Genomic DNA, 16,551 nt, shown 5'->3' with positions numbered 1-16,551 from the left:
CCGATAAACGCTGCCGATACACTCGATCCATGGATTGGAGCGCGCCGACCCCGCTGGACTACTTCACCACCCTGGTGGCGGAGGATGAGAGCCTGTCGTTGACCGAGGCGGCGGTGGCGATCGCCCAGGCCGATCAGCCGACGCTGGACACCCAGGGCGTGCTGGCCGACCTCGACCGCCTGGCCGCGAAGCTGAAGGCGCGCCTGCCTGACGACGCCAGCGCGCTGCAGCGGTTGCGCAGCCTGCACCGCTACTTCTTCCAGGAGCTGGGGTTTGCGGGCAACGTCAACGATTTCTACAACCCGGCCAACAGCCACGTGCATGAGGTCATGCGCACCCGCCAGGGCATCCCGATCACGCTGGCGGTGATCTACCTGGAACTGGCGTCCCAGGTCGGGCTGAAGGCGCGCGGCGTGTCCTTCCCCGGGCATTTCCTGATCAAGCTGAGTCTGCCGCTGGGCGAGGCGGTGGTCGATCCGCTCAGTGGCCAGTCGCTCTCGCGCGGCGAGCTGGAGGAGCGGCTCGAACCCTATCTCGACGCAGACTCGCCTCCCGGAGTCGAGGCGGCCGGTGCGCTGGGCGACCCACTGGCGCTGTACCTGCGGCCGGCCAGTTCCCGCGAGATCCTGGCGCGCATGCTGCGCAACCTGGCCTCCATCCACCGCGGGCATGGCGACCTGCTGCGCCTGCTGCAAGTCCAGCAACGCCTGGTGGCCCTGCAGCCTGGTGAATGGGATTGGCGGCGAGACCGCGGCGAGACGCTGGCCCAGCTCGGCCAGACCGAGGCGGCGATCAACGACCTGGCCGAGTACCTGCGCCGCGCCCACGGCGCCAGCGACCGTGGCCGTGTCGCCGCTCGTCTCGAAGCCCTGCGTGATGCCGGCCCACCGCGCTGGCATTGAGTCGGCCGGCCGCTGCTGCGTCGCCGCATTTCCTAGAATGTCGTTCCGAGCGGCGTTGCCGCCGGTCCTGGCGGTGCCAATCGTGTTCCCCGGGCGCTCCGGCGCCTGTTGTCTTCTGTCCCCCTCCGTGCCGATGTCCCATCGAGCAGCCTGCTCCCCATGACCCTCACGTCCGCCCAACGCCTCGCGCTGGCGTGGCTGGCCGTGGCCGGCACGCTGGCGGCGCTGGTGTGGCTGCTCGCGCCGGTGCTGACGCCCTTCCTGGCCGCCACCGTGCTGGCCTACGTGCTGCACCCTGCGGTCGGCCGGCTGGCGCGCCCGCGCGGTCCGTTGCCGCGGCTGCTCGCGGTGGCCCTGGTGGAGCTGACCGCGGCGGCGGTGGCGCTGGGCGTGCTGCTGCTGATCGTGCCGATCCTGTCGCGCGAGCTGCCCCTGCTGCGCGAGCAGATCCCCGTGCTGGCGGTGCGCATCAACGAGCAGCTGGCCCCCTGGCTCAGGTCGCACGGGGTGCCCGTCAGCCTGGACGCGGCCAGCATCAAGGCCTTTGTCGTCAAGTACTTCAACGCCAACCTGGAGGACTGGCTGGCCGCGGCGCTGAGTTCGGCGCGCATCGGTGGCAGCTTCATCCTCGCCATCGTCGGCAATGCAGTGCTGCTGCCGGTGGTGCTGTTCTACCTGCTGGCCGACTGGCCGCAGTTCATCGAGCGCCTGCGCGGCTTCGTGCCGCCGCGCCACGCGCCGGGGGTGATGGCCTATCTGCGCGAGTGCGACGCGATGCTCGGCCAGTACCTGCGCGGCCAGCTCTGGGTGATGGGCCTGCTGGCGCTCTACTACACGCTGTCGCTGGCCCTGGCGGGCTTCGAGCTGGCGGTGCCGGTGGGCGTGTTCACGGGGCTGGCGGTGTTCGTGCCCTACCTCGGCTTCGGGCTCGGGGCGGGTCTGGCGCTGCTGGCCGGGGTGCTGCAGTTCGCCAGCTGGTACGGCGTGCTGGCGGTGCTGGCGATCTACGGCTTCGGCCAGCTGCTGGAGAGCTTCTTTCTCACGCCGCGCCTGGTGGGTGAGCGCATCGGGCTGCACCCGATCGCGGTGATCTTCGCCCTGCTGGCCTGCGGCCACCTGTTCGGCTTCGTCGGCGTGCTGCTGGCGTTGCCGGTCGGTGCGCTGGCGCTGGTGGCCCTGCGACGCCTGCGCGAGGCCTACCTGGGCAGCCCGCTCTACGGTGCGCAGGGCTGAGCGACGATGCCGACCTCTGCCTCCCTGACCACCCTGCGGGCCACGGCCGCCGCTGGCGCGTCGATGCGTCAAGTGCCGCTGGCGCTGGGCCCGCAGCCGGTCTGGCGCTTCGACAACTTCCTGCCCGGGGGCAACGCGCAGTGGCCGCAGCTGCGCGAGGCGCTGGAGCAGCCCAGCCCGGCGGCGCCGCTCTACCTCTGGGGGCCGGCCGGCAGCGGCAAGAGCCACCTGCTGCGTGCCGCGGCCGAGCACGCGCAGGCAGCGGGCGAGAAGGTGGCCGCCTTCGACCTGCACACGCCGGCGCCCTGGGACTTCGACGAGGCGGCGCGCCTGCTGCTGCTCGACGACTGCGACCGCTACGATGCCGGGCGCCAGCAGGCGGCCTTCAGCCTGTTTGTCCAGGCCAGTGCCTGCGGCATCCCGGTGCTGGCCGCGGGGCGGCTGCCGCCGATCGACCTGCCGTTGCGCGACGACCTGCGCACCCGGCTCGGCTGGGGGCTGGTCTACCAGCTCGAACCGCCCACCGAGGCGCAGGTGCGCGCGCTGCTGCGCCGCGAAGGCGACCGCCGCGGCGTGCTGCTCAGCGACGAGGTGCTCGACTACCTGCTGCGCCGCAGCGCCCGCGACCTGAGCCACCTGATGAACCTGCTCGACCGCCTGGACCACCAGGCGCTCGTGGCGCAACGGGCCATCACGCTGCCGCTGGTGCGGCAGGTGCTGGCCGACCCGGATCCCGCATGAACCTCCCCGCCACGGCCCCGGCCGCTCCCCGCCGCCTGTGCCTGTTCGACCTCGACGGCACGCTGATCCCGATCGACTCCGACCATGCCTTCGGCCAGTTCATGGTCGACATCGGCTGGGCCGACGGGCAGACCTTCCGTGCGCGCAACGACGCCTTTTACGCTGACTACGTGGCGGGCACGCTGGACCTCCCCGCCTACGTGGACTTCGCCACCTCGGTGTGGCGCACCCGCCCGCTCGACGAGGCCGAGGCCGAGCGCGAGCGCTTCATGTGCGAGGTGCTGCAGCCGCAGCTGCATGAGCCGGCGCAGGCGCTGGTGCGTGAGCACCAGGCCCGCGGCGACCTGGTGGCCATCGTCACCGCGACCAACGAGTTCGTCACCTCGCCGATCGCCGCGGCCTTCGGCGTCGAGCACCTGCTGGCGGTGCAGCTCGAACGCGAGGCCGATGGCGCCTGGAGCGGCCGTATCCACGGCACACCGACCTTCCGTGAAGGCAAGGTCGGGCGTGTGCACGATTGGCTGGCCGGGCAGGGGCTGCAGCTGGCGGACTTCGCCGACATCGTCGTCTACAGCGACTCGATCAACGACCTGCCGCTGATGGAACTTGCCACCGAGCCGGTGGCCACCAACCCGAGCCCGCCGCTCGAAGCCGTCGCCCGCGAGCGCGGCTGGCGCATACTGCGGCTCTTCGAATGATTCAATGATCAAGAACTTCATCGACAAACTGCTGGGCAAGGCCAGCCAGGGCGGGCGCATCGCCAGCAAGCTCAGCCTGCGGCGCGCAGACCCCGCCCCCAAGGGTGGCAATGCGGCCGTGGGGCGGCGTACCGAGGTGCGCCGCGAGCAGCACGGCATCGACCCGAAGTTGCTCGACGACCGGGCCGTGAAGGTGGTCACCACGCTGCAGGACGCGGGCTACGAGGCCTACATCGTCGGCGGTGCGGTGCGCGACCTGCTGCTGGGGCACCGGCCCAAGGACTTCGACGTCGCCACCAACGCCACGCCCGAGCAGGTCAAGGCGCTGTTCCGGCGCGCCTTCATCATCGGGCGGCGCTTTCGCATCGTGCACGTGGTGCATGGCCGTGGGCGCGAGCACGAGGTGATCGAGGTCTCGACCTTCCGGGCCTACCTGGACAACGCCGCGGCTGAGCAGGTCGAGGGCAACGAGAAAACCTCCAAGGCCGAGATGGCGGGCAAGAGCCACGTGGTAGACGCCAGCGGCCGGGTGCTGCGCGACAACGTCTGGGGCCCGCAGGACGAGGACGCCGCGCGGCGCGACTTCACCATCAACGCGCTGTACTACGACCCGCGGCGCGAGATCGTGGTGGACTACCACCATGGCATCGAGGACGCTAAGAAGCGCCTGCTGCGCATGATCGGCGACCCCGAGACCCGCTACCGCGAGGACCCGGTGCGCATCATCCGGGTGGTGCGCTTTGCGGCCAAGCTGGGCTTCGAGATCGAGCCGGCCACCCGCACGCCGATCCTGCGCATGGCCGACCTGCTGGCCAATGTGCCGGCCTCGCGGCTGTTCGACGAGATGATCAAGCTGCTTCAGACCGGCCACGCCCTGGCCAGCCTGGAGGAGTTGCGCCGCCAGGGCCTGCACCGAGGCGTCTTCCCGATCCTGGATGCGGTGCTCGATGATGCGCACCGCCATGACGGGCGCGAGAAGTTCATCCACCTCGCATTGGAGGATACCGACCGGCGCGTGAATGACGGCCGCCCGGTGGCGCCCAGCTTCATGTTGGCCTGCATGCTCTGGCACGACGTGGTGAAGCGCCGCGACAAGCTGCGCGCCCAGGGCGAGATGCCAATGCCGGCGCTGCTGCAGGCCATCGACCAGGTGTTCGATGCCCGCATCGGCGACATTTCCGGGCGCGGCAAGCTCGCCGCCGACATGCGCGAGATCTGGATGATGCAGCCGCGCTTCGAGCGCCGCACCCCATCCACGGCCGAGGCGCTGGCGGCGCAGCCGCGCTTCCGTGCCGGCTTCGATTTCCTGGCGCTGCGTGCCGAGGCGGGTGAAGCCGATCCGGCGCTGGCGCAGTGGTGGGGCCGCTACGCCGGTGCGGTGGGCGCCGAGCGCCAGGGGCTGCTCGATGCTGCGCGGCAGGAGGACCAGTCGCGTCGCCAGTCCGGGCAGGAGGGCGAGGCAGCGGCACCGGCCAAGAAGCGGCGGCGTCGGCGCAAGCCGGCTGGCGCAGGTGGCGGGGCCGGTGGTGAAGCTGCTTCTTCGGCAGACGCCGGCAGCGGCGACGCCGACTGAGCAGGCCTGCGGACCTTCGATGACCGGGCCGTGACCTTGCGCGACGCGGGCTGGCAGCGCGCCTACGTCGGCCTGGGGGCCAACCTGGGCGATGCGCACGCGGCCCTTGCTGCCGCCTGTTGCGCCCTGCAGGCGCTGGCGCAGACAAGTTGGGTGGGCTGCTCGGGCGTGTATCGCAGCGCGCCGATCGACTCCAGCGGCCCGGACTACCTGAATGCCGTGGCGGCCATCGACACCCGGCTGGAGCCGCTGGTGCTGCTGGATGCGCTGCTGGATATCGAGGCGCGCCACGGCCGCGAGCGGCCCTACCGCAACGCGCCGCGCACGCTCGATCTGGACCTGCTGTGCATCGCGGACCTGCGGCTGGACGGGCCCCGCCTGACGCTGCCGCATCCGCGGGGGCACCTGCGGGCCTTCGTGTTGCTGCCGCTGGCGGAACTGGCGCCGGGGCTGCTGTGGCCTGGCCAAGGGCCGGTCGAGACCCTTCTGGCTCAGGTGGTGGACCAACCGATCGAGCGCCTGGATCGAGGGCTCGTCTTGCCGCGGAACGCCGCACGGAGCGGCTAAACTCGCGGGCTTCAGAATGTGACGAATTCATGGCGTTTCGATGAATCCGCTGCCAGGGGCAGCGATCTGCGGGAAACGGCACGAGTTCCTCCCCCATCGGAGTGTCCATGCTTTTCGGCAAGCTGCTGCCGCGCGAAGGCAACTTCTTCGCGCTCTTCAACGCCCACGCGGAGGCCATCGTTGCCGGCTCGCGCGCCTTCCAGTCACTGATCCAGAACTACGGTGACGCCATCCTGCGCGAGAAGTACGCCGCCGAAGTCGATGGCGCCGAGCACGCGGCCGACAAGATCACCGCCGAGGTGAACCGGCTGTTGCACAAGACCTTCATCACGCCGATCGACCGCGAGCAGATCCACTCGCTGATCAACGCGATGGACGACATCCTCGACCTGCTGCAGGACACGTCCGAGACGCTGGCGCTCTACGACGTGCGCCACGTCACCGAGGAGGTGAACCGGCTGGCCGACCTGTCCGTGAAGTGCTGCGAGCGCGTCGCGCACGCAGTGTCGCTGCTGTCGCAGTTGTCCAAGCATGCGGTGGCTGAGGCCACGGTCAAAACCTGCGCCGAGATCGACAGCCTGGAGTCCGATGCCGACCGCGTGATGCGCTCGGCCATGTCCAAGCTGTTCCGCGAGGAGGCCGACATCCGCGAACTGATCAAGCTCAAGGCGATCTACGAGCAGCTCGAATCGATCACCGACAAGTGCGAGGACGTGGCCAACCTGATCGAGGGCATCGTCCTCGAGAACTCCTGATCCGGGGCCCTCACCATGGACGTGGTGCAGGTGAGTTTCTGGACGGTGGCCGTGCTGGTGGTGCTGGCCGTTCTGTTCGACTTCATGAACGGCTTCCACGACGCGGCGAACTCGATTGCCACCGTCGTGTCCACCGGGGTGCTCAAGCCCCAGCAGGCCGTGCTGTTCGCGGCCTTCTTCAACGTCGTCGCGATCGCGGTGTTCCAGCTCAAGGTGGCGGCAACTGTCGGCAAGGGCATTGTCGAGCCCGGCATCGTCGACCAGCATGTGGTGTTCGGTGCGCTGATCGGGGCGATCGTCTGGAACGTCATCACCTGGTGGTACGGCATCCCGTCGAGCTCCTCGCATGCCCTGATCGGCGGCATCGTCGGTGCGGTCACGGCCAAGTCCGGACTGTCGGCGCTGGTGGGAACGGGGGTCTGGAAGACGGTGGCCTTCATCTTCGTCTCGCCAGCGCTGGGCTTCCTGTTCGGCTCGCTGCTGATGGTGATCGTGGCCTGGTTGTTCCGGCGAACAACGCCCCTGCGGGTGGACCGATGGTTCCGGCGCCTGCAACTGATCTCGGCCGGTCTGTACAGCCTGGGCCACGGCGGGAACGACGCGCAGAAGACCATCGGCATCATCTGGATGCTGCTGATCGCCTCGGGCTACGCCGCAGCCGGTGACAAGATGCCGCCGAGCTGGGTGATCTGGGTCTGCTACATCGCCATCGGCCTGGGCACGATGTTCGGCGGCTGGCGCATCGTCAAGACGATGGGTCAGAAGATCACCAAGCTGAAGCCGGTCGGCGGGTTCTGTGCCGAAACCGGCGGCGCGATGACACTGTTCATCGCCACCGCAATGGGGGTGCCGGTGTCGACCACGCACACCATCACCGGCGCGATCGTCGGCGTGGGCGCCACGCGCAGCATGTCGGCCGTGCGCTGGGGTGTGGCCGGCAACATCGTCTGGGCCTGGATCTTCACGATCCCGGCCTCCGCTGCGGTGGCCTCGGGCGCCTATCTGGTGAGCCTGAAGCTGTTGTAAGGGCCGCGCCCCGCTCGGCCCGGCGCCGCCGTGCATCGACCCCTCTGTCGATGTTTCACGCGCGGCGGGCGTAGTGCTCTGGCGCTGACGGGGCGTACGAGTTTATAATCCGCGGTTTCCCGGTGCCGGCAGCTCTCTTCGCTGGTCACGCTGCACGTATCTAACGGGGCCGGGAAGTCCTGAGTGGCCCGATGCGGGCGGGGTGGCAGAGGGTTCTGCGCTTCGCCGGCTGCTCGTCTTGATCTACTGGCCTGAGTGTCTCCTGGTCGGGTGGATCACTGCATACTGGTGATCAAGGAAACATCATGGTCGTGATTCGACTCTCCCGCGGCGGCGCCAAGAAGCGCCCGTTCTACAACATCGTGGCCGCCAACAGCCAGAACCGCCGCGACGGCCGCTTCCTGGAGCGCGTCGGCTTCTACAACCCCGTTGCTTCCGGCAACGCCGAAGGCCTGCGCATCGCCTTCGACCGCATCGACCACTGGGTCAACCATGGTGCCCAGCTGTCGCCGACGGTGGCGCGCCTGGTCAAGCAGGCCAAGGCCAAGCTCGCCCCGGCGGCCTGACCTCTGGTTGGTGGCTGGGTGAATGCCCGGCCAGCCTGACCGACCATCGGGGCCTTCGGGCCCCGATGTCGTTTCTGCCTCGATTCCCATCTTGGCTGTCCTGCCTCTCCCGCTGCCCTGACATGACCACTCACGACGATGACCTGCCCTGGCCCGACGATGCCGTCGAGGTGGCCCGCATTGCCGATGCCTGGGGTGTGAAGGGCTGGGTCCGGGTCGAGCCCTATGCGCGCGATCCGAAGGCGCTGCTCTCCTCTCGTCGCTGGTTCCTGCAGCCGCCTGCGGGCCGGTCGCGTCCTGCTGGCGCACCCACGCTGCCGGGCGTCCTGCGTATCACGTTGGTCAAGGAGCATGGCGACGGGGTGATCGCCTCGGCGCAGGAAATCCCTGATCGGAACACCGCCGAGGCGCTCCGGGGCGCACGCGTGTTCGTGTCGCGCGCCAGTTTCCCGACCGCGGCCCAGGACGAGTACTACTGGGTCGACCTGATTGGCCTGGAGGTGGTCAATCGCGCCGGCGTGCTGCTGGGCACGGTGGCCGACCTGCTCGATACCGGCGCCCACAGCGTGCTGCGTGTGCAGTTGCCGGAGGGTGAGCGCGCGGCGACCTCGTCGTCGCCGGAGCCCGAGGCGGCGCCTGAAACGCCTCCGGACGAGGCTGCGCCAGCGGCGCCCGCCCGGCGTTCGCGCCGCAAGGTGCCCGAGGCAGAGCCGGCCGAGCGGCTCATCCCCTTCGTGGCGGCCTACATCGACGAGGTGAAGCTGGCCGAGCGCCGCATCCTGGTCGACTGGGAGGCGGACTACTGATCCGCCCCTGGCCCGCAACGGACCGAACCCCTGGATCTGGCCGACGGCCATGCGCATCGACGTCCTGACCCTCTTCCCTGAGCTGTTCCAGCCCTTCCTGCAGGTGGGGGTGACGCGGCGCGCCTTCGAGTCCCGGCAGGTGGACGTGCGGCTGTGGCCGTTGCGTGAGCATGCGACGGACAACTACCGCCGCGTCGACGACCGGCCCTATGGCGGCGGGCCCGGCATGGTGATGCTGGTCGAGCCGCTGGAGCGGGCGCTGGCGGCCATCCGCGCCGATCGGGCCGATACGGATGCCGTTGCGGGGCGTGCGCCGCTGATCTACTTCAGCCCCGCGGGTGCGCCACTGACGCAGTCACGTGTCCAGGCCTTCGCCTCCGGACCAGGGGCGATCCTGCTGTGTGGCCGCTATGAAGGGGTGGACCAGCGCTTCCTGGATCGCCATGTGGACGAGGAGGTCAGCCTGGGCGACTTCGTGCTCTCCGGGGGCGAGCTGCCCGCGCTGGCGCTGATCGATGCCGCCACGCGGCTGCAGCCCGGTGTGCTCAACGATGCGGCCTCGCACCAGCAGGACAGTTTTTCTGACGGCCTGCTCGACTGCCCGCACTACAGCCGCCCCGAGCGCCTGGGCGATGCCGCCGTGCCGCCGGTGCTGCTCAGCGGCAACCACGCCGAAATCGCGCGCTGGCGGCGCCAGCGCCAGCTGGAAGCCACGGTACGTCGGCGCCCGGACCTGATCGAGGCCGCGCGCCGGGCCGGACGCCTCGATGTGGCCGACGAACGTTGGCTGCGCCAGATCGGCAGCGATCCCGGGCTATAATCACCGGTTTTGATCCTCTGCTTGGTCGGGGCGCTTGCGCCCCACGCCGTCGGGCCCCGCTTCGGGGGTTGGTCGGTGGGCTGCTGAAGTGGGCAGCGCGGCGGTCGCCAATGGCGGCTGCACGGGTCGCAGGCATGATCTCGAGGAGTGTTTCCATGGATCTGATCCGCCAACTCGAGCAAGAAGAAATTGCTCGACTGAACAAGACCATCCCGTCGTTCGCCCCCGGCGACACGGTGATCGTGAGCGTGAACGTCGTCGAAGGCACACGCAAGCGCGTGCAGGCCTACGAAGGCGTCGTGATTGCCAAGCGCAACCGCGGCCTGAACAGCAGCTTCATCGTGCGCAAGGTCTCCAGCGGCGAAGGTGTCGAGCGGACCTTCCAGCTCTACAGCCCGCTGATCGCCTCGATCGAGGTCAAGCGCCGTGGCGATGTGCGCCGCGCCAAGCTCTACTACCTGCGTCAGCGCAGCGGCAAGTCCGCCCGCATCAAGGAAAAGCTGGCCTGATGCTGGCCTGAACGGGCTTCCCCCGGCAGGACCAAGCGTCTTGTCACAGCCGAGAGGCCGCCCACCGGGCGGCCTTTTGCATTTGCGCCTATGCTCGACCGATGTCCCGAGCGCCCTTGATCCGTGACCCTCGTGTCGTGCCCGTGGTGGCGCGTGACGATCACCTGCCCGCTGTCGCCGCCGAGCGGCTGTTGCCGGCCGCGCTGCGCCAGCGCTTCGCGGCGCCGCCGTCGTGGGTGCCGGAGTTGCCGGGTGATGGGGGCCGCTGGTCGGATCGAGCCCCGACGCCTGCGTCGGTGCTGGTTCCCCTGGTCGCGCGGCCTGAGGGCCTGACCGTGCTGCTGACGCGGCGCACCGATCACCTTCACGACCACGCCGGGCAGATCAGCTTTCCCGGCGGGCGTGCCGAGCCGCAGGAACTGGGCGACCCCGTGGCCACTGCGCTGCGGGAGACTGAGGAAGAGGTCGGGCTGGCGCGCCGCCACATCGAGGTGATCGGCCGGCTGCCTGTCTACACGACCATCACTGCATATGACGTCACGCCGGTGGTGGCGCTGGTCGAACCCGGCTTCGAGCTGGCGCTCGACCCCTTCGAGGTGGCTGAAGCCTTCGAGGTGCCACTGGATTTCCTGATGACGCCGGCCCACCACCAGCGCCATGAGATCGATGTGCCCGACGGCGTGCGGCGCCATTTCCTGTCCATGCCCTGGCCTGCAGCCTCTCGCCACGCGACCGGTGCGGCGGGGGCTGGCAGCATCGCGGTCCTGCCCGACGAGTACTTCATCTGGGGCGCGACCGCGGCCATGTTGCGTAACCTCTACCGCTTCCTGGCCGCCTGAACGTCCGAAGGCCCGCAGTCCTGGTCGGGACACGGGTCCGGAACGTGGCGGTGTGGCCGGTATCATCTCGTCATGAGCTTTCTCGCGGTCCTGCTGGCACTGTTTGTCGAACAACTGCGGCCGCTTCCCCATGGCAATCCCATTCACGAGGCCTTGATCGCTTGGGTGCGGTGGACCGGGCGCAACTTCGACGCCGGCCGCGAGCACCATGCCTGGGTGGTCTGGGCGGTGAGCCTGATCGTCCCCGCGCTACTGGTTTGGGGCGTCTATGCGCTGCTGTTCCATTTCAGCCTCCTGCTGGCGCTGGCTTGGAACCTGGTCGTGCTCTACCTGACGCTGGGGTTCCGCCAGTTCAGCCACTACTTCACCGACATCCGCGAGGCGCTGGAGCGGGGTGACGAGGAGGCCGCGCGCACACTGCTGCAGGAGTGGCGCCACCTCGATGCCAGCGAGCTGCCGCGCACCGAGGTGCTGCGCCATGTCATCGAGCACTCGCTGCTGGCCTCGCACCGCCACGTGTTCGGCGTGTTCTTCTGGTTCGTGCTGGGATCCGCCCTCGGGCTGGGGCCCACCGGGGCGGTGGTCTACCGCCTGGCCGAGTTCTGCACGCGCTATTGGTCCTACAAGAGCCATGTGCTGGGGGCGCCCACCAACGTTGGGTTGATGCGCCGCTCGCAGCAGGCCTTCGCCGTGATCGACCATGTGCCGGCGCGCTTGACGGCGGCCGGCTTCGCAGTGGTCGGCAATTTCGAAGAGGCCGTGGACTGCTGGCGCAACCACGCCGGCCTGTGGACGCAGCGCAACGACGGGGTGCTGCTGGCGGCAGCGGCCGGTGCCGTGGGTGTGGCCCTGGGCGGTGCCCCGGCGCCGGAGATCCAGCCGGACCGGGGGCGCAGCTTCGAGGCGGGCGGCCTGTCTGCCGACCCTCAGGCCGAGGGCAGCACGCCAGGCCCTGCACCCCAGCTGGCGCACCTGCGCGCGGTGGTGGGGCTGGTGTGGCGCTCGGTGGTACTGTGGATGCTGCTGCTGGCGCTGCTGTCGCTGGCCAACCTGCTCGGTTGATCCGGGCGAGCCCTCACCACTTCGTTCGGCCGAGTTCCTCTCGCAGGGCCTCGTAGATCCGGTGCCGTGAGGGCGCGATCTCGCCGCGCGCCAGGGCGGCGCGCACGGCGCAGCCGGGCTCATGGATGTGGGTGCAGTTGTGGAAGCGGCAGCCGCCCAGGTGTGGACGCAGGTCGGGCATCCAGCGCGCCAGTTCAGTCAGTGCGATGTGCTGCAGGCCGAACTCCTGGAAGCCGGGCGAGTCGATCAGCGCGGCCTGCCGGGCCGCATCCAGCCAGTACCAGCGCGTGTGCGTGGTGGTGTGGCGCCCGGAGTTCAGCGCGGTGGAGATCTCGGCGGTCAATGCGGCGGCTTCGGGCACCAGCAGGTTGACCAGCGTGCTCTTGCCGGTGCCCGAGGGCCCGAGCACCAGGGTGGCCCCGGTGGCGAGGCGCCCGGCCAGCAGGGCACGGGCGTGATCGGACTGCGCGCTGGCGTGGTCGCTGCGGGCGTCACGGGACTTCAGCGCCACCTCCAGGACTTCGTAGCCCATCGCCCGGTAGGGCGCCAGGCGCTCCCGGGCCAGGCGGGCCGGCTCGACCAGATCCACCTTGTTGAGCAGGATGAGCGCTTCGATGCCGGCCTCCTCGGCGGCGATCAGCGCCCGCGCGAGCTGGCTCTCGCTGAACACCGGCTCGCTGGCGACCAGTATCAGCAGGCGGTCCAGGTTGGCGGCGAAGGACTTGGTGCGCCACTCGTCCTGCCGATAGAGCAGGTTGCGCCGCGGCTCCAGCCCTTCGAGCACGCCCTCGTCGCCGTGCTGGTTGGTGGGCTGCCAGCGGACCCGGTCGCCGACCACCACCTCGCTCTTCTTGCCGCGCGGGTGGCAGAGCACCTCGCGGCCTTCCGGGGTCTGCACGACATAGTGACGGCCGTGGCCGGCAACGACCAGGCCGACGTCGAGCGCGGGGTCGCGGGCCTTCGCGGCGGCGATGGGGCGCGCCACCTCAGGCGCCCTGCATGGCGGCAAGGCGTTCGCTGGCCGGCGGGTGCGAGTAGTACACGCGCACGTACAGCGGATCGGGGGTCAGGGTCGACGCGTTGTCCTCGTAGAGCTTGAGCAGCGCGGCCTGCAGGTCGGCCGCCGCGGCCTGGCGGCAGGCGTAGGCATCGGCCTCGAACTCGTGGCGGCGCGACACCGCGGCCGTCAGCGGGCCGATGAAGAAGCCGAACACCGGCCCGGCCATCACCACCAGCAGCAGCGCCAGCGCATCGCTGGGGGCGAACAGGTTGGGCTGAACGCCCAGGCCGGTGTAGAAGGCCGGCTGCTTCATCAGCCAGCCCAGCAGGGCCAGGCTGAGCAGCCACACGCCCATCACCGCCACCAGGCGCTTGGGCACGTGGCGGTGGTGGAAGTGGCCGAGTTCGTGGGCGAGCACCGCCTCGACCTGCCCGGGCGACAGGCGCGAGAGCAGGGTGTCGAAGAACACCACCCGCTTGCTGGCGCCAAAGCCGGTGAAGTAGGCATTGGCATGCGCCGAGCGCTTGCTGCCGTCCATCACGTACAGGCCCTGCGCGCGGAAGCCGCAGCGCTGCATCAGGGCCCGGACGCGCTCCGCCAGGCCCTCGTCGGCGAGCGGCTGGAATTTGTTGAACAGCGGGGCGATGACGGTGGGGTAGAGCACCTGCATCAGCAATGTGAACCCGGCCAGCACGCCGAAGGCCCAGAGCCACCACAGGCTGCCGGCCGCCGCCATCAGCCAGAGCATCAGCGCGGCCAGCGGCAGGCCAATCAGGGCACCCAGCAGGCTGCCCATCAGCAGGTCGCGCAGCCACAGGCCCCAGGTCATGCGGTTGAAACCGAAGCGCTGCTCCAGGCGGAAGGTGCGCCAGAGGTCGAAGGGCAGGTCCAGCGCGGCGCCGATCACGCTCACGGCGACCATCAGGCCGAGCTGGTAGCCCAGGTCGCCCCAGCGCGGCTGCAGCCCGTCACGCAGCCAGCCATTGAGCGCATCCAGCCCGCCCAGCAGGGTCCAGCCCAGCAGCACGGCGCCGCCCCAGGCGATGGTCACCAGCTCGAAGCGCTGCTTGGCGATGGTGTAGTCGGCCGCCTTCTGGTGGGCCTCCAGGCTCACCGTGCCGGCGAAGGCGGCGGGCACGCCAGCGCGGTGCCGGGCGACGTGGCGCACCTGACGGCCGATCAGCCACATGCGCAGCCCCAGCATCAGCACCAGGGCGGTGGCAAAGACGGTCGTGACGGTGAGGGAATTCATGCCGGGATTGTCCCCCAAGGCCCGCGGCCCCGCCGCGGCCGGGCTGCATGGGAGAATTCCGGGTTGTTTGGAGAACCCGATGACCGAACCCGCGACCCCCGCTGCCGTGCTGGCCAAGAACGACCTGAACCTGATCTGGCTGGACATGGAGATGACCGGCCTGGAGCCGGCCACCGACCGCATCATCGAGGTCGCGGTGGTCGTCACCGATGCGCAGTTGCAGGTGCGCGTGGAAGGCCCGGTGATCGCGGTGCACCAGAGCGACGCCGTGCTCGATCGCATGGACGCCTGGAACAAGGGCACCCACGGCAAGAGCGGCCTGATCGACCGCGTGCGTGCCTCGGCCCTCGACGAGGCCGCCGCCACGGCACAGATCAAGGCCTTCCTGATGCAGTACGTCAGCGCGCGCAAGTCGCCGATGTGCGGCAACAGCATCTGCCAGGACCGCCGCTTCATGGCCAACTACATGCCGGAGCTGGAGAACTTCTTCCACTACCGCAACCTGGATGTCTCCACGCTCAAGGAGCTGGCGCGGCGCTGGAAGCCCGGCATCATGGATGGCTTCAAGAAGGCGCAGAAGCACACCGCGCTGGCCGACATCCACGAGTCCATCGACGAGCTGCTCTACTACCGCGAGCACTTCCTGGCAGCCTGATCTGCCAGGCGGCGAGGCAAAGGAGGACCGGCCACAGGGGCCGGCAAGCGGGAGCTCGGGGTCGGGTGGGTGCCTGGCCGATCAGGCCCGGGCGTGCTCGAAGTGGCTGATGAGCTGGCGCACCTGCTCGGCCTGCTCGCGCAGGCTCTCGGCTGCGGCGGTGCTCTGCTCCACCAGCGCCGCATTCTGCTGCGTCATCTGATCGAGCTGCGTGACCGCGCCGTTGACCTGCGCGAGGCCGTTGCTCTGCTCGGTGGCAGCGGCGCTGATCTCGCCGATGATGTCGGTGACGCGCTGCACGCCCGCCACGATCTCGCTCATCACGCTGCCGGCCTGCTGCACCAGCTGGCTGCCGGACTCGACCCGCTCGACGCTGGCGCCGATCAGGCTCTTGATCTCGCGGGCGGCGTTGGCGCTGCGCTGGGCCAGGTTGCGCACCTCGCCGGCCACCACCGCGAAGCCACGGCCCTGCTCGCCGGCACGAGCGGCTTCCACCGCGGCGTTGAGCGCCAGGATGTTGGTCTGGAAGGCGATGCCGTCGATCACGCCGATGATCTCGGCGATCTTGCGGCTGGAGGCCGTGATGTCGGCCATGTTGCTGACCACCTGGGCCACCACCTCGCCGCCGTGCTGGGCGGACGTGGACGCCGAGCTGACCAGCTGATTGGCGGTGCGGGCCGAATCGGCCGTCTGGTGCACCGTGCCGGTGAGCTGCTCCATCGAGCTGGCGGTCTGCTGCAGTGAGCTGGCGGTCTGCTCGGTACGGGCCGACAGGTCCTGGTTGCCGGAGGCGATCTCGCGGGTGGCGAGGGTGATCGAGCCGATCGACTCGCCCAGCCGCGCCACCAATGCATGGATGCGTGTGAGCAGTTCCTGCAGCTTGCGGGCCTGGCTGGCGCGCACCTCCAGGCGAGCCACCGTGCCCAGGTCCACCTGATCGCCGTTGATCACCACGGCATCGACGACGGCTTCCACGTCGAGGAAGCGACGCTCGTCGCGGCGCATCTGGTCGGCCAGGTAGACCAGCAGGCCGCCCTCGACCACCACGTAGGAGGCGTGCTTGACCAGCTCCGTGAAGGTCGGCTGGGTGAAGCAGTAAACGCCAAAGCCGCTTTGCTGCAACCACAGGAAGCTGGCGTGGTGTGTGGCGATGGTCGCGGCCCCGACGACGATGGGCAGCCAGTCTCGGTAGACCACCAGCGCCGCCAGCAGGGCGAAGACGCCGAAGTGGATCTCGGTGGCGCCGCGGGCCAGGTGGATGTGCAGCCCGACCAGCGACATGAGGGCGACGCCACTGAAGGTGGCCGTGGCGCGCGACGCCGGGGCGGCCCAGGCCATGAAGGTGAAGCTGCCGGCCAGCAGCAGGCCGCCGAACAGGCCGAGTGCCAGGTTGTCCGACTGGATTCCGAGCCCGATGGCCACGAAGCAGGAGATCCAGGCGGCGATCAACGGCACCTGGTGGGTGCGGCGCGCCCCCGCCAGGGCGTGATCAGACAGGAGGGCAGACAGCGACATGGGGCGACACCTCGGAGTACTTCAGGTGCAGA

18 protein-coding genes are annotated in these 16,551 nt (G+C 69.6%); 15 read left to right on the top strand and 3 right to left on the bottom strand.

Going from position 1 to position 16,551, the window contains the following annotated elements:
• Positions 1-29: 29 nt before the first annotated feature.
• The 14 genes from NGK70_RS23870 to NGK70_RS23805 all read left to right on the top strand — a co-directional run bounded on the left by NGK70_RS23870 (position 30) and on the right by NGK70_RS23805 (position 12,097).
• The gene (locus NGK70_RS23870) at positions 30-902 is read left to right on the top strand and encodes a SirB1 family protein (protein ID WP_251970939.1); all 873 of its coding nucleotides are present in this window, start codon (positions 30-32) and stop codon (positions 900-902) included.
• Between the two features lie 159 nt (positions 903-1,061).
• The gene (locus NGK70_RS23865) at positions 1,062-2,135 is read left to right on the top strand and encodes an AI-2E family transporter (protein ID WP_251970938.1); all 1,074 of its coding nucleotides are present in this window, start codon (positions 1,062-1,064) and stop codon (positions 2,133-2,135) included.
• A 6-nt stretch (positions 2,136-2,141) separates the two neighbouring features.
• On the top strand, positions 2,142-2,876 hold the full coding sequence (gene hda, locus NGK70_RS23860; protein ID WP_251970937.1) for a DnaA regulatory inactivator Hda: 735 nt from the start codon (positions 2,142-2,144) through the stop codon (positions 2,874-2,876).
• Positions 2,873-3,574 (top strand): HAD family hydrolase, encoded by a 702-nt coding sequence (locus tag NGK70_RS23855; protein ID WP_251970936.1) that lies wholly within the window; start codon positions 2,873-2,875, stop codon positions 3,572-3,574. The genes hda and NGK70_RS23855 overlap by 4 nt, the downstream gene beginning before the upstream one ends.
• A 4-nt stretch (positions 3,575-3,578) precedes the next feature.
• Positions 3,579-5,147, top strand: coding sequence for a polynucleotide adenylyltransferase PcnB (gene pcnB, locus NGK70_RS23850; RefSeq protein WP_251970935.1), 1,569 nt, complete (start codon positions 3,579-3,581; stop codon positions 5,145-5,147).
• A gap of 30 nt (positions 5,148-5,177) precedes the next feature.
• Positions 5,178-5,714 carry a 2-amino-4-hydroxy-6-hydroxymethyldihydropteridine diphosphokinase gene (gene folK / locus NGK70_RS23845; protein WP_251970934.1) on the top strand — a complete coding sequence of 179 codons (537 nt, stop codon included), beginning with the start codon at positions 5,178-5,180 and terminating at the stop codon, positions 5,712-5,714.
• A 107-nt stretch (positions 5,715-5,821) separates the two neighbouring features.
• Positions 5,822-6,469 carry a DUF47 domain-containing protein gene (locus NGK70_RS23840; protein WP_251970933.1) on the top strand — a complete coding sequence of 216 codons (648 nt, stop codon included), beginning with the start codon at positions 5,822-5,824 and terminating at the stop codon, positions 6,467-6,469.
• 15 nt (positions 6,470-6,484) lie between these two features.
• A complete protein-coding gene (locus tag NGK70_RS23835) occupies positions 6,485-7,495 on the top strand; it encodes an inorganic phosphate transporter (RefSeq protein ID WP_251970932.1) in 1,011 nt (336 codons plus the stop codon).
• Between the two features lie 305 nt (positions 7,496-7,800).
• A complete protein-coding gene (rpsP, locus tag NGK70_RS23830) occupies positions 7,801-8,061 on the top strand; it encodes a 30S ribosomal protein S16 (RefSeq protein WP_251970931.1) in 261 nt (86 codons plus the stop codon).
• 122 nt (positions 8,062-8,183) lie between these two features.
• A complete protein-coding gene (rimM, locus tag NGK70_RS23825; protein ID WP_251970930.1) occupies positions 8,184-8,867 on the top strand; it encodes a ribosome maturation factor RimM in 684 nt (227 codons plus the stop codon).
• Between the two features lie 49 nt (positions 8,868-8,916).
• Positions 8,917-9,687 (top strand): tRNA (guanosine(37)-N1)-methyltransferase TrmD, encoded by a 771-nt coding sequence (gene trmD, locus NGK70_RS23820; RefSeq protein WP_251970929.1) that lies wholly within the window; start codon positions 8,917-8,919, stop codon positions 9,685-9,687.
• 155 nt (positions 9,688-9,842) lie between these two features.
• Positions 9,843-10,196, top strand: a complete 354-nt coding sequence (rplS, locus tag NGK70_RS23815) for a 50S ribosomal protein L19 (RefSeq protein ID WP_251970928.1) — start codon at positions 9,843-9,845, stop codon at positions 10,194-10,196.
• A gap of 101 nt (positions 10,197-10,297) precedes the next feature.
• On the top strand, positions 10,298-11,035 hold the full coding sequence (locus NGK70_RS23810) for an NUDIX hydrolase (protein WP_251970927.1): 738 nt from the start codon (positions 10,298-10,300) through the stop codon (positions 11,033-11,035).
• A 72-nt stretch (positions 11,036-11,107) separates the two neighbouring features.
• On the top strand, positions 11,108-12,097 hold the full coding sequence (locus tag NGK70_RS23805) for a CobD/CbiB family protein (RefSeq protein WP_251970926.1): 990 nt from the start codon (positions 11,108-11,110) through the stop codon (positions 12,095-12,097).
• A 13-nt stretch (positions 12,098-12,110) separates the two neighbouring features.
• Here the strand turns inward: NGK70_RS23805 and rsgA are convergent, their stop codons facing one another.
• Together rsgA and NGK70_RS23795 are read right to left on the bottom strand one after the other, a co-directional pair.
• Entirely contained in the window at positions 12,111-13,082 is a 972-nt protein-coding gene (gene rsgA / locus NGK70_RS23800; RefSeq protein ID WP_251970925.1) for a ribosome small subunit-dependent GTPase A, read from the bottom strand.
• 1 nt (position 13,083) lies between these two features.
• A complete protein-coding gene (locus NGK70_RS23795; RefSeq protein ID WP_251970924.1) occupies positions 13,084-14,349 on the bottom strand; it encodes a M48 family metallopeptidase in 1,266 nt (421 codons plus the stop codon).
• A gap of 79 nt (positions 14,350-14,428) precedes the next feature.
• Here NGK70_RS23795 and orn point away from each other — a divergent pair, with 79 nt between their 5' ends.
• Entirely contained in the window at positions 14,429-15,004 is a 576-nt protein-coding gene (gene orn / locus NGK70_RS23790) for an oligoribonuclease (protein ID WP_251970923.1), read from the top strand.
• A gap of 81 nt (positions 15,005-15,085) precedes the next feature.
• Here the strand turns inward: orn and NGK70_RS26540 are convergent, their stop codons facing one another.
• Positions 15,086-16,519, bottom strand: coding sequence for a methyl-accepting chemotaxis protein (locus NGK70_RS26540; protein WP_310742560.1), 1,434 nt, complete (start codon positions 16,517-16,519; stop codon positions 15,086-15,088).
• Between the last annotated feature and the right edge of the window lie 32 nt (positions 16,520-16,551).

Source organism: Sphaerotilus microaerophilus (assembly GCF_023734135.1).
In the GTDB taxonomy this organism is placed as follows: domain Bacteria; phylum Pseudomonadota; class Gammaproteobacteria; order Burkholderiales; family Burkholderiaceae_C; genus Sphaerotilus; species Sphaerotilus microaerophilus.
Note: the sequence above shows the minus strand (reverse complement) of the source record. Positions and strands in the feature narration are given on the sequence as shown.

Coding starts and splice junctions, on each gene's coding strand:
- NGK70_RS23870 (WP_251970939.1), top strand. CDS start 30: ATGGATTGGAGCGCGCCGACCCCGCTGGACTACTTCACCACCCTGGTG.
- NGK70_RS23865 (WP_251970938.1), top strand. CDS start 1,062: ATGACCCTCACGTCCGCCCAACGCCTCGCGCTGGCGTGGCTGGCCGTG.
- hda (WP_251970937.1), top strand. CDS start 2,142: ATGCCGACCTCTGCCTCCCTGACCACCCTGCGGGCCACGGCCGCCGCT.
- NGK70_RS23855 (WP_251970936.1), top strand. CDS start 2,873: ATGAACCTCCCCGCCACGGCCCCGGCCGCTCCCCGCCGCCTGTGCCTG.
- pcnB (WP_251970935.1), top strand. CDS start 3,579: ATGATCAAGAACTTCATCGACAAACTGCTGGGCAAGGCCAGCCAGGGC.
- NGK70_RS23840 (WP_251970933.1), top strand. CDS start 5,822: ATGCTTTTCGGCAAGCTGCTGCCGCGCGAAGGCAACTTCTTCGCGCTC.
- NGK70_RS23835 (WP_251970932.1), top strand. CDS start 6,485: ATGGACGTGGTGCAGGTGAGTTTCTGGACGGTGGCCGTGCTGGTGGTG.
- rpsP (WP_251970931.1), top strand. CDS start 7,801: ATGGTCGTGATTCGACTCTCCCGCGGCGGCGCCAAGAAGCGCCCGTTC.
- rimM (WP_251970930.1), top strand. CDS start 8,184: ATGACCACTCACGACGATGACCTGCCCTGGCCCGACGATGCCGTCGAG.
- trmD (WP_251970929.1), top strand. CDS start 8,917: ATGCGCATCGACGTCCTGACCCTCTTCCCTGAGCTGTTCCAGCCCTTC.
- rplS (WP_251970928.1), top strand. CDS start 9,843: ATGGATCTGATCCGCCAACTCGAGCAAGAAGAAATTGCTCGACTGAAC.
- NGK70_RS23810 (WP_251970927.1), top strand. CDS start 10,298: ATGTCCCGAGCGCCCTTGATCCGTGACCCTCGTGTCGTGCCCGTGGTG.
- NGK70_RS23805 (WP_251970926.1), top strand. CDS start 11,108: ATGAGCTTTCTCGCGGTCCTGCTGGCACTGTTTGTCGAACAACTGCGG.
- NGK70_RS23795 (WP_251970924.1), bottom strand. CDS start 14,349: ATGAATTCCCTCACCGTCACGACCGTCTTTGCCACCGCCCTGGTGCTG.
- orn (WP_251970923.1), top strand. CDS start 14,429: ATGACCGAACCCGCGACCCCCGCTGCCGTGCTGGCCAAGAACGACCTG.
- NGK70_RS26540 (WP_310742560.1), bottom strand. CDS start 16,519: ATGTCGCTGTCTGCCCTCCTGTCTGATCACGCCCTGGCGGGGGCGCGC.